The sequence below is a fragment of the Micromonospora sonchi genome (assembly GCF_014646235.1).
Lineage (GTDB): Bacteria > Actinomycetota > Actinomycetes > Mycobacteriales > Micromonosporaceae > Micromonospora > Micromonospora sonchi.
Genome location: NZ_BMNB01000017.1, coordinates 86,086 through 97,032, shown reverse-complemented (window position 1 = coordinate 97,032; position 10,947 = coordinate 86,086). Strand labels below are relative to the sequence as shown.

Here is a 10,947-nt window from a genome sequence, read left to right as displayed (position 1 = left end):
CGCCGGGATGGACACCTACGTCACCCGTCGTGGGCAGCGTCTGGCCGCTGGGCGGCCTACCAGCCCTGGATCGAGGTCAGGTGATCAGTCGGCGGTGCCGGCCGGGACGACCCAGGTGGTGGGCTGACCGGTGATCGCGGTGATCATGTCGTAGTCGCCGTCGTAGTGCAGCACGGTGGCTCCGTGCCGTTCGGCGGTCGCGCCGATCACCAGGTCAGCCATGGAGAGGGCGCGGTGGTTGCCCTTGTGCAGTGCCTGGAGCTGGACCTCGACCGCCCGGTCCCAGACCTCGTCCGGCGTGGCAAGCCAGTGAAAGCCGCCGAGCAGCCAGCGCGCACGTTGGGCGTCCTTGACCGTCCGGGCGCTCTGGATGACCTCGATCTCGATCGCGCCACACACCGCCAACAGGCCGCGCTCGGACAACTCGTCGAGTACTGGTGCGACGGCCGGTTTGGGCCAGCGGGCAAGCGCGGACTTGTCGAGCAGGTACAGCTCTCGACTCACGCCGCATCCGGCTTCGAGTCGGCGTGACCGGTGAGGTCCGGCAGGCCGCCGCTCTTGAGCCAGTCGGCGAACTCACGCCGCTTCTCCCGGTCGACGGCGGCCTTCAGTGCCGCGTTGACCGTCGCCTTCTTTGTGGTAGTGCCGAAGATCTTGGCGGCCTCGGCAAGTAGTTCGTCGTCCACATCAAGGATCGTCCTGGACAAGAGTTCCTCCAGTTCAGTGCGGTGCTTCCGGGATGATATCAACTTTTCCTGATCTTGATATCTAGCGGCCGTCCTACGCTTGTGCCCGCTGCCGCATCGGCACGGCGTAGCCGAGGGTGGTGAGCGTCCGCCGGAAGTCTTGTTCCCGGTCGACGGGCACGGCCAGGTGCCGGTCACCGATCAGCCGGCACAGCGACCGTAGCTTCCGGTCGTGGCTGATCAGCGTGGCCAACGCTGGGTCCGCACACGCGATGAGGCGCATCTGCCCCAGGTCGGTGAGCCGCCCGGTCCGCTCGGCGATCTCATCGAACAGCGCCAGCAGCGCACCGGGCATTTCGGTCTGCGCGGCCCGGGCCCGCAAGAATACGGCGAACTCGTCCGGCTGCCGCCCGGCATCGACGGCGGCGAGCAGACTCTCCCGGCTGACGGTCCAGACGTGGTCACCGGTGCGGCGGGCGTAGCTCTCCAACACCAGCAACTCGGCCGGGGACAGGCTGCCGACAGCCACGACATCGAGGTTGGGCAGGACCTTCACCGTACGCCCGGGTGCCTCTGGCTCCGGCGGAGTGTACGACCTGCGTACGCCGAGAACGTAGGCGCCGAGGTCGTTGAGGCGGATCGCGCGCAGTCCGTCGTACCGGCTGAGCGCGTCGAAGTAGTCGGCACCCCAGTTTTCGTGGTAGTCGTCGCGGGCACCGCCCGGCTCGTCGTAGGCGACGTCGATCAGGCCCAGCGTCGCCGCGTACTCGAAGAGCACCGCGAGCGTGTAGCGGCCTTCCAGCAGCTCCCATTCGCCGAACCCGGCGTAGCCGAGGCTGCCGTACTGCGGATCCCCCAGGTACAGCTTCCACAGTGCCCGTTCGCTGCGTGCGACCCGCGGCGACCAGGCGGTCTGCTTCATCTGTGCGAAGAGATCGTCCACGTCGACCCATTCGCCGACGGGCTGGGCGGCGAGCGCCTCGGACACCTTCTGCCGCCGTGCCTTCGGCGCGGTGAGCACATTGGCGGCGCGTTGCCCCTTGATGTTCTCGATCCGGCTGAACTCGTCGATCAGCCCCTTGGTCAGCCACGACCGCCACAACGCCTGAAGAACGCCGGCGGCCGGCTTGCCGAGGGCGGCCCGGCCCTTCGTGGTCAATTGCAGCTTTCCGCTGCTGATCTCGGCGAGGCCGCCAGCCTGCACCAGCAGCGGCCAGGCGAACGCAGCGATCGGCTCGTCCGGATAGAAATCACCCGAGGACAACGTCCTGGCCACCTCGACCACGGTGGCCGACGCCGGTCGCCGCGTCTTCTCGCTGCACCGCAGCCGCCCGGAATCACACAACCGCAGCACAGCGTGCACGTCGTCGGCCGCGTACCGCTCGGTCCGGCGTACGGACCCGGCAATCTGCTCGGTCACGCGTGCGCCTCCCACATCGGTCGATGATTGTCCTCAGAACATGGTCGGGACGATCGTGAAGTGGTAGTTGTCACGGCCGACCGTCCGGTCGAGGGTACGCATGATCCGCTCGGGGTTGTCGTGCGGACCTTGCTGAAAGTGGGGCTTGCCGTTCAGGCCGAAGGCGATCCGGCTCGGCGGCTCCCAGGCGCCGAGGTACGGCGCGGCGCTGTAGAAGTCACGATGAGGGTCGAAGCCGAGGCCGCGAGCGTAGTCCACCGCTCCGAAGATCAGGTGCCGGGCGAGGTCGAGGGGAGCCTGGAGCGGCTCGGCTTCGTAGGCGGCGAAGAACTCCGCCACGGTGTCCGTCATGACCTCCGGTTCGCTGGTTATCGGCGGCAGCGCGTTCTTGACCCCGAGGCAGTAGGTGTCGACCAGGAACCCGCAGGTGGTCACGCCGTTGTTCTCGGCGCGAGCGATCATGACGCTGACCAGCCCGGCACCCATCGCCATCTTGGGCAGCTTCTTGGCGTCCACCCAGTCGGCGGGTTGGTCGACGATGCTCAGCCCGTTGCTCCACTGCTGGGTGATCCAGCACCCCAGTAGCGGCAGCTCCGACGGGTGAACGCGCACCGGCCGCACTACGTCGACTCCACGAACCAACCGGGTCACCACCGCCCGGGTGACGTTCAGCTCCCGGGCAATCTGCTTCGGCGTTTTCCCGGCGGACCGCAGCGCCTGCGCTCGCTCCTTCAACTCCTTCGATTCCACGCGGGCTATCGTGGTGCCGTCCCGCCCATCGTCAAAGCCGCCACGCGGCGACCGGACCTCAATCGCCGTGCTGCCCGCTCTTCAGCACGTGCTATTGCCGGCATGAGCTTGCGAGGCTCGAGACTTACATGTACTCCGCAGCGGTCTGTTCCGCTTCGGCGACGAAGGCGTCAAGTTGCTCCGGCGTCAGACTGGCCTCCTGCAAGAGTCGTGTAAGGACGAATAGCTCCGCGCCCAGCGCCACGTCCGGAGTTATGTTGTCGGCAAGATCTGGCTCGCCGAGGGCGGCACGGATCAGTCCTTCCGTCTCAAGCGCGGGAAGGCTGTCGCCCTCCTCGTAGCTTGCCCGAGCTGTGGCCACGAACTGAGCGATGTCGGCAGGTGTGGTGTCCGCTCCGAAGCGCCGGTTGACGGCGATAGCGAAGGCGGCACCGATCACCTGGAGGCCGCCAGCCCATTTGGCGCGGTCAAGGTCAGCGATGAGGGCGTCGGTCGTCTCCCAGTCGCCGCGGGCCATTGCCTGGATCAACTCACCCAGTTTCGTCATGACCACGCTTCCTTATCCTCGGAATGTTCTTCTTGACGATTGCTGTGATTCGGTGTATCGCCACGCCTGCCAGTAGGCCGATGACCACGAGGTTCCCCGCGGCATCCGGTGCGTCTATCTTTGAACGTGGCGTCGGGTCCGGTGTACTCGGGGTGGCCGTGCCGGTCGAATGTGAGCCAGCCGGGCCGCTTGGATTCCGTACGACCTTGGCTGTCTGCTGTACCGCCTGGGTCGCGCTGGCTGCCTGATCTTGTAGCTCGTCCGCATTGCGGACCGCACGCTTGAGGAACGTCCCGACGTTCTTGCGTGCGAGTTCTCGCTCCTCGCTGTCCCTAAGCAGATCTTCGCCTGAGGGAGACGCCACTCCGGCTGCAGTACGGCCAGTGGCCGAGCCGGGCGCAATCGCGTTGACATAGTCGGCGAGGTGATCGGCGGCGTCGCTGTTCAATCGTCCCAGTCTGCCAGCCTTCGCCGCTGATGTTCTGCTGTCGGTGAGAGCCGCCTGAATCTTCGGATGGCTGCTGCCCTTACCACCTGCGGCGAAGTAGCCGGTCGCCTGCTCGATGTCTGCCTGTGCGCGGATGGCCTGGATGGCGAGGGTGTCGAGATCCTTGATGGCGGAGTTGAGCTGGGCGACGACCTGAGCGATGAGGCCGCTCATCCGAGCCCGGCTACGAACGTGGAGGCGTTGTCCTTTGCTCTCTTGATGGTCCGCAGTGTCAGATCGACCTCGCGCTGTGCGGCCACCAGCGCTCCGCGGGCTTCTTCCGCCTTCTCGTGTTCGCTGCCATCGAGGGTGGCCAACACGAGGCGGATCACGTCCTTGAGAGCGGTTCCGATGCCCTCGACCGTTGTGGTGGCCTGATCAAGGGAATGGTTGCCCTCTCCGATCACCGCCTTGACGTCACCGATGCTCACGGTCAGCCCAGAACGCTGATGTACTGCCGGGCGGCCTGGGCGCTGCCCTGAAGCGTCGTTGCTGCTTCGATCAAGCGCTGCTTGCTCTGTTCCGCGCGGGCGATCGCCTCGCCGATGGCTGGGTGCCCGGTGCCGGCGGCGACCGAACGCAGCCGGGCGAGCACCTGGTCGGTGCCGTCGATAGCGGCCCGGATTTGGTTCGTGGTGGCATTGCTCTGCTCAGCTGCCTGGGCGAGCGCGGCCTTCACCTGCTCGATACTGGCCATGCCGTCCCTTCCCGAGCTGCTGTCGGCGTCGAAGAGCGTTCGCGCGAGGTTCACGGATCCGTGGCGGGACGAACACTATCTGACATGCGGCTGCGTTCGCAGCCCCGCAAGGGTCAACTCTGGACGGGCCTGAGCAATGGTGAGGGGCGCGGTCCGGCGGCTGGACCACACCCCTCGCTTCGTCGACGTCAGTTACCGAACGTGTCCCGCTGCACGCCCGTCACGAAGGCGGTCCAGGCCGCCGGGCTGAACGCGAGTACCGGCCCGCTCGGATCCTTGCTGTCTCGCAGCCCGACAACGCCGGGCAGGTTGTCCGCCACCTCGACGCAGTTGCCGCCGTTGTTGCTGCGGCTGGATTTGCGCCAGACGGCACCGGTCAGATCAGGCACGGGAATACTCCTTAGCGACTTGCTCGATCAGACTTTTGGATCTTGACTCGTTCAGGGTACGGCTCGCCATGTCAGCCCAGATCGTGTTGTAGGCGGCCGTTTCGTGAGGCTTGTCGAGGTAGATCGCTCCGGTCGCGGCGTCGAGGTATGCCACGGGCGGTTCGACCTCTCGGCCGTGAGTGTCCTGGGGGAACTCCAAGAGTGAGAAGGCTCCCGCCATGGCACCCGCGTGCAGCCCGGCAGAAAAAGTTAGAACTTGGACGGTCACGTTCGGTAGCTCCGCAGCCTTCGCGATCTGGTGGAGCTGTTCGGCCATGATCGCCGCGTTGCCCACTGGGCGGCGCAACACGGCTTCGTTGATTATTACGCTGAGTTGCGGAGGAGAGAAGCGCGTGAGGAGGGTCTGCCGCTCAACGCGGAGTTGGACACCGCGCTGCTGCTCTTGCTCGTCGGCAGCATCAATCGCGCCGCCCGGCATCTTGAAGACCTGCTCGGCGTAGGCGCGAGTCTGAAGCAGGCCTGGTACCAGTTCGGCCTCGTACTGGCGGATGCTGGAAGCCGCCGCTTCGAGCCCGATGTAGAGCTGGAACCAGCGCGGAAGTCCGGCGCCGATGTAGTCATGCCACCAGTTTTTGTTCTCTCGCGTCGCCGCCGTCAGGGCGAGCAGTACTTCCCGGTCATCATCGGAGGCGCCGTACAGGTCGAGCATCTGCTGTACGTCAGCCTGACGGAAGCGGACGTGTTCGGCACCGTTCTCGATCCGATGCAGCGTGGCCCGTGCTCGATCCAGGTGCTCCGCAGCCTGTTCCATCGTGAGCCCCGCTGCCTTGCGCAGCGACTCGAACTTGCGTCCGATCTGACGCCGCAGCATTGTCGATCCCGCTACTGACTGTGACAACTATCCGTCCTCCGTCGGCAGATTGCTCGGCTTCCTTCCGTCCAATTGAAGCTGTCGAGTGTCTCATAATCAATAGACGTGTCACATTCAGTGAGTTCCGATAGCAAGATCGCTAACTGGTGACGTCTATTGCGACATTGCAATTGAGTTCTCCCGGTGCTTCACTCTCTCCACGGCCACTGTGGAAGTGCTGGTCAGGGGCCGTGTCTGCCCTGGTGCCGTACTGCGATGAAGGGCTGCGGTGGCAGGTGCGTGGCGGGTCCGTCGGTGCGCGGCGGGCCGATGGGCTCGCCGTCTACATCGCCCACGCTGACGAGAGCGAGGTCTGTCATGCGCATTTCTTTTCGGCGACGAGCCGGGCGGTACGACGCCAGGCACACCAGGCGGCCCGACGGGCAGCGAGGCGAGCAGCGTGGCGAGAGCGACGGAATCGGTACCTGTTACCGGGCGGCGAGCTATCGGCCGTGGCAGGTGCGGGATCGACGGTTCCGGTTGGGGCGGCGTGGCTACGACCCGGCGGAGGTGGCCGAGTTCCTTGGTCGGGTGGCCGACGACCTGGAGGCCGCGTACCGGCAGGTGGCCGAGTCGCACCGGGAGGCAGCGCGGGTTCGGGACGCGTTGCGGCGGTGGCAGTCCGAGTGGGGCCAGGGGCGGCCGGGCGGCGCAAACCAACGCCCGACGTACCACCGGCCCGTGGATCAGCGGCCGGTGAACCAGGGGGTGTGGCGGTGAGCGGGCGGTACGTGGTGCATCTGCCGGTGGAGGCGGCCGACCTGCTCGTGGCGCAGCGGTTGGCGCGGGTGGTGGCCCGGTGGGCGCGGGTGCTGCCGCAGGCTGACCCGGGGGAGACCACCGTGTCGGCCGAGGACGACCAGTGCGTACGGCATCGGGTTTTTTGTGATCTTCTGCTGCCCGGTGGCGGACGGTGCCTGCTGCGGGCCGACCACGACGGCGACTGCGCTCGGCGGTTGGGCGGGCGGCCATGAGCCCCACCGTGGACTGCGACGACTGCGGTGGGCTGGGCTTTCGGGTGCGGCGCTGCCAGTGCACCTGGGGTGGCGACCGGCTCATCGTGGACGGCGGTGAGTACCGCGACGAGGCGTACGCCGACTGCCAGCTCTGTGGCGGGGACGGCAGCGTGGCCGAGCCGTGTCACCGGTGCGCGCGTGGTGGGCGGCGGCGGGCGCAGCTGGTGGTGACGGTGGTCAACCTGGACACCGGGGCGGCGGCCTCGCGGCGGCTGGTGCCCGGTCGGCTCGACCCGCCGCCCGATCGCGAGCGGGTCGGCCGGGCGGGGGAGTTGCTCGCCGGGCTCTGTGCCGCCGTCGGGGTACGCGGGCTGCGCCCACGGTGGGGGCGGCGTTCCGTGGACGACACGCTGTACTGGCTGTCGCCGCAGTGGCGGCCCGAACTGCCCACGAGACAACGGTGGGCGCTGGAGGCCGAAGCGCTCGCCCGGCACGACTACGACCCGTGGTGGGTCTTCGTCGGTCGCAGCAGCGAGACACCGCCGCCGCCCAACCCGCCTGCTGAGCTGTCCCGGCTCTGCGCGCTGGCCGACCTGCTCCATCTCGACCTGGTGGTGGAGGTTCGCCGCCGCAGCTACCACGAGGTCGTCTGGGACATTCGGTACGAGTTGCCGGGCAGCCCGGTGCCGCTCGACCCGCAGGTGCACGCCCACGCCCGGGACCTGCCCTCGGCGATCGCCGACACGAGTTTCCGGTCCGCCATATGCGGGCTGGACGAGCGGGGACGGCACGCACCGCTCCACACGGTGCGGCCGGTGGCGGCTGTCGGCGTACCCCCGATCATGGACCTTGACCGGCTCGGCCGGGCGGTGCTCGCGGAGCTGGCCGGCGACGCGCCCGGCGCGCAGGCGATCTGGCGGGACGGGCGCTGGTGGCACACCGCGCTGCATCCGACCGGCAGCGTCGAGACCCTGCACGAGCGGGAGACCGGGCAGATCATCCGGCATGTCGCGGACTCGCTGCGGCGGGCCCCGGAACCACCCGACCCGGCCTGGTGGGGCGAGCCGATCCCGCACCGGCCCTGCCCGGACTGCCGGCCCGGCAGCCGGTTGCGCCGCTGCTACTGCCGGCTCGGCCGCTCCGGGCCCGACCCGGCGTGCCCGGACTGCTCCGGTGCCGGCCTGGCGCCCTCCGGGCGATGCTGCTTCACCTGCCGGGACAGCGGGCGGATCCCGGCGGCGCTCGTGGTGACCGTGACCGACCTGCGGCGGGTGAGCCACGAGACCTGGCGACCCGTCGTGGGCGAGCCCGCGCCGGTGGTCGCCCACCAACCCAACGGCAAGCCGGTGCACCAGCTCGGCCCGCACCGGCGGCTCGCCCGCTACGCCACCACCTTCGGGGTACGCCCCGCCGACCTCACCCGACTCGACACGGACTGGCCGGTCGACCAGGACCTGCTCGACGGGATCGTGACGGTCCATGAGCCCGACGTCGAGCCCGCGCGTCGCCACGTCGAGCAACTCGCCGCCAGGCTGCCCGGGGCGCGGCTCTTCGTGCTGGCCGCCGCGCCGGACGCGCCGTCGCTGACCGACCTGCTGCGGCTCGCGCACGCCCTCGACCTGGCCGCCGTACTCACCTACTGCGACCACCGGCTCGACGCGGGCGACCCGCTGAAGATCCAGGGGGAGCGGTGGGACGTCCGGCTCGCCGCCCGGGGCGCGCAGGTCGGGGCGGAGTTGCCGTTCGGCGCCAGCGTCGAAGCGGCCGTGGCCCGCTGCGTCGAGCACCTCGACAGTCACCTGGTCGCTGCCGTGCCCCGGGAACCGGACCAGCCGGTGCCCAGCCCGCAGACCGCGCCCGCGCCGCCGGTGCCGGACCCGACCGAGCTGCTGCGCCGCGTCGGCCGGCACTATGCGGGGCAACCGGTGGTGGCGTCGTTCGACCGTACGGGTTGCCGGCTCTGGCTGACCGAGGAAAGTGGCGTCCGGCCGCTCGCCCAGGCCGCCACGCTCGAGGATGCCGTCTCGGCCCTGCGGCTGTGACCCGGCCCGATGCTCCTCAGATGACGGTGGTGATCGATCCCACCTGCTGCCAGAGCAGCACGCCCACCACGCAGGCCGCCAGGGACGCCGCGACGAAGACCGGCCACGACTTCGCCGTGCGGCGGTGCGCGAAGAGAACCGTCAGCCCGGCTGCCGCGAGGAGCACGCTGACCGCAGCGGAGAGGATGTGGCCCAGGAAGAACGCGTCGAGGGCGCCCCAGACCCGGACACCCAACAGGAACTCCAGGCCCTGCCCGGCCAGGAGCCCGAGCGCGACACCGGCTGCGGTCGACGCCTGGACCCGCGTGCCACGCCGTACGACCGCGCCCAGGTGGCCCAGGGCGATGCCGGCGGCGACCGACGCGGCGAACCAGAACGCGGCGGCCCGTCCGACCGAGGCCAGGCCGGCCAGCGCGGAGGAACCGCCGTCTTCGAGTTCGCCGAGGTGCCAGCGTCGTCCGTGCGCGAGGATCAGCCCGTAGTAGACGGTCGTGGCGACGAGCAGGACCACGGTGGCGCTGATCGGCGCTGCGGTGCGGTACACCGTGCGGCGGGCCGCCGCGTAGCCGGCCAGCAACGCCGCCCCGCCCCAGGCGAAGCCGCTGCTGGTCAGGGTCAGGACGACCATGCCGGCGACGCCCGGCAGCTCGTCTCCGACGAAGGCGAACAGCCCCAGCCCGCCGCCCACCAGGAGCGCCGGTCGCCACGCGACCTCGCGGTATCGGCCCGCGCCTCCGGTCCTCGGCACAGTCTCCGCTGTGGCCATCCGTCTCCCCGCCTACCGCGCTCGCCGCCCGAGCCCGGTCAGGTATCCGGGACCCGCGTGGTTGGCTTCGCTGAGCATGCCACCCTCGGCCACGATGCGGGTGCCTCAGCGGGCCTGCCGCCGGGAGGCCGGAGCCACGGGCGGGTCAGGCGGTCGGGGGTGGGGTGGGCAGCTCGTCGACGACCACGACGGGGGTGCCCGGGCGCAGTTGCTCCAGCAGGAGCCGCTGGCCGCTGCTGGTCAGCCGGATGCAGCCGTTGGTGGTCGACCGGCCCAACTCGCCGTCGTGGTACCAGGTGTGAATGCCGATGTGCGCGCCGCGCAGACCGGTGGGTACGGCGTCCGGGTCGTCGGGGATTGCGCCGAGAGCGAAGATGTCCACCCCGCCGTAGACCGGTTCGGGTGGCGGGGTGCGGCCGAGGATGAAGGTCCGGCCGAGCGGAGTTTCCTGGCCGGGCTGGCCCAGGCTGAGCCGCCAACTACGTTTCGCGATCCCGTCGCGGTACCAGGTCAGCCGGTATGGCACCCGTTCCACCACGATCTGGTCGGCCAGCGCGACCGTGCGGAAGCCGCCCGGTGGCAGCCAGGCCAGTTTGCGGTTGGCCGAGGGAAGCAGCACCGCCGTCCAGCCGGCCTCGCGTCGCGCGACGGGAACGGTCAGTTCCACCCCGCTGACGGTCGGCATCAGGAAGGCCAGCGGCCGACCACCGGGCGCGTCGTAGGCGGCGAGCCGGCGCTCGGGGCGCAGCCCTTGGGCCAGCGCCGTGGTGTCCAGGGTGTCCGGGTCCTCGGGGAAGCCGGCGGGTGCCGGGTCGTAGTCGATCTCCGGCAGGTCGTCCGGCGCGGGCGCTGCGGGCGGGGCGGGCGGCGCGGCGTCGGACGTGGAGGGTCTGCCGGCGGCCCTCTCGGTCTCGGCGGCCCTCTCGGTCTCGGGGGCGTTCGGCGTCGTCACCTGGCCCGGCCGCCCCACCCACGCCGGCCGGTCCGCAGGAATCAACGCCCATCCGGTGTACGCCATCCCTCCCAGCAGGATGGCCACCCCCAAGCCCACCCCGGTCCACCGTCGCCCCACCACCCCACCAAACCCCACCAAACCACCCTAACCCGGACGCACCCCCACCCCCACCCCCGCCCGATAAACCCCTTCCCCACCCATCCCATCCCCCGCCCCACCGTCACCCCGGTTGATCATGAGGTTAGCGGCAGTTTTTGAGATCAACATCGCCGCTAACCTCATGATCAACGCTGCGGTGGGCGGGGCGGGGCGGGGTGGGGTGGGGTGGGGTGGGGGTGGGGT

15 protein-coding genes are annotated in these 10,947 nt (G+C 69.5%); 3 read left to right on the top strand and 12 right to left on the bottom strand.

Features of this window, described 5'->3' with window-relative positions:
* Window positions 1-84 precede the first annotated feature (84 nt).
* The 10 genes from IEY61_RS18955 to IEY61_RS18910 form a co-directional block, all read right to left on the bottom strand.
* Window positions 85-504, bottom strand: a complete 420-nt coding sequence (locus IEY61_RS18955) for a PIN domain nuclease (protein ID WP_189046194.1) — start codon at window positions 502-504, stop codon at window positions 85-87.
* Window positions 501-707 carry a type II toxin-antitoxin system VapB family antitoxin gene (locus IEY61_RS18950; protein ID WP_189046192.1) on the bottom strand — a complete coding sequence of 69 codons (207 nt, stop codon included), beginning with the start codon at window positions 705-707 and terminating at the stop codon, window positions 501-503. The genes IEY61_RS18955 and IEY61_RS18950 overlap by 4 nt, the downstream gene beginning before the upstream one ends.
* A gap of 73 nt (window positions 708-780) precedes the next feature.
* A complete protein-coding gene (locus tag IEY61_RS18945; protein ID WP_189046190.1) occupies window positions 781-2,106 on the bottom strand; it encodes a helicase-associated domain-containing protein in 1,326 nt (441 codons plus the stop codon).
* Between the two features lie 33 nt (window positions 2,107-2,139).
* Complete coding sequence (locus IEY61_RS18940; RefSeq protein ID WP_189046188.1) at window positions 2,140-2,856, bottom strand: hypothetical protein; 717 nt, start codon at window positions 2,854-2,856, stop codon at window positions 2,140-2,142.
* Window positions 2,857-2,980: 124 nt separating this feature from the next.
* Complete coding sequence (locus tag IEY61_RS18935; protein ID WP_189046186.1) at window positions 2,981-3,403, bottom strand: hypothetical protein; 423 nt, start codon at window positions 3,401-3,403, stop codon at window positions 2,981-2,983.
* Window positions 3,387-4,064 carry a hypothetical protein gene (locus tag IEY61_RS18930; protein ID WP_189046184.1) on the bottom strand — a complete coding sequence of 226 codons (678 nt, stop codon included), beginning with the start codon at window positions 4,062-4,064 and terminating at the stop codon, window positions 3,387-3,389. The genes IEY61_RS18935 and IEY61_RS18930 overlap by 17 nt, the downstream gene beginning before the upstream one ends.
* Window positions 4,061-4,321: a hypothetical protein gene (locus IEY61_RS18925; RefSeq protein ID WP_189046182.1), complete on the bottom strand. Its 261-nt coding sequence runs from the start codon at window positions 4,319-4,321 to the stop codon at window positions 4,061-4,063. The genes IEY61_RS18930 and IEY61_RS18925 overlap by 4 nt, the downstream gene beginning before the upstream one ends.
* 2 nt (window positions 4,322-4,323) lie before the next feature.
* Entirely contained in the window at window positions 4,324-4,587 is a 264-nt protein-coding gene (locus tag IEY61_RS18920; RefSeq protein WP_189046180.1) for a hypothetical protein, read from the bottom strand.
* A 188-nt stretch (window positions 4,588-4,775) separates the two neighbouring features.
* The gene (locus tag IEY61_RS18915; protein ID WP_189046178.1) at window positions 4,776-4,976 is read right to left on the bottom strand and encodes a DUF397 domain-containing protein; all 201 of its coding nucleotides are present in this window, start codon (window positions 4,974-4,976) and stop codon (window positions 4,776-4,778) included.
* Window positions 4,969-5,847: a helix-turn-helix domain-containing protein gene (locus IEY61_RS18910; protein ID WP_189046176.1), complete on the bottom strand. Its 879-nt coding sequence runs from the start codon at window positions 5,845-5,847 to the stop codon at window positions 4,969-4,971. The genes IEY61_RS18915 and IEY61_RS18910 overlap by 8 nt, the downstream gene beginning before the upstream one ends.
* Window positions 5,848-6,204: 357 nt before the next feature.
* Here IEY61_RS18910 and IEY61_RS18905 point away from each other — a divergent pair, with 357 nt between their 5' ends.
* From IEY61_RS18905 to IEY61_RS18895, 3 genes are read left to right on the top strand one after another with little or no spacing between them, the layout of a single operon-like run.
* Window positions 6,205-6,606, top strand: coding sequence for a DivIVA domain-containing protein (locus IEY61_RS18905; protein ID WP_189046174.1), 402 nt, complete (start codon window positions 6,205-6,207; stop codon window positions 6,604-6,606).
* Window positions 6,603-6,860 carry a hypothetical protein gene (locus tag IEY61_RS18900; RefSeq protein ID WP_189046172.1) on the top strand — a complete coding sequence of 86 codons (258 nt, stop codon included), beginning with the start codon at window positions 6,603-6,605 and terminating at the stop codon, window positions 6,858-6,860. Before IEY61_RS18905 ends, IEY61_RS18900 begins: the two co-directional genes overlap by 4 nt.
* A complete protein-coding gene (locus tag IEY61_RS18895; protein ID WP_189046170.1) occupies window positions 6,857-8,884 on the top strand; it encodes a thioesterase domain-containing protein in 2,028 nt (675 codons plus the stop codon). The genes IEY61_RS18900 and IEY61_RS18895 overlap by 4 nt, the downstream gene beginning before the upstream one ends.
* A gap of 16 nt (window positions 8,885-8,900) precedes the next feature.
* Here the strand turns inward: IEY61_RS18895 and IEY61_RS18890 are convergent, their stop codons facing one another.
* Together IEY61_RS18890 and IEY61_RS18885 are read right to left on the bottom strand one after the other, a co-directional pair.
* Complete coding sequence (locus IEY61_RS18890; RefSeq protein WP_189046168.1) at window positions 8,901-9,650, bottom strand: hypothetical protein; 750 nt, start codon at window positions 9,648-9,650, stop codon at window positions 8,901-8,903.
* 145 nt (window positions 9,651-9,795) lie between these two features.
* Complete coding sequence (locus tag IEY61_RS18885; protein ID WP_229706036.1) at window positions 9,796-10,740, bottom strand: L,D-transpeptidase; 945 nt, start codon at window positions 10,738-10,740, stop codon at window positions 9,796-9,798.
* Between the last annotated feature and the right edge of the window lie 207 nt (window positions 10,741-10,947).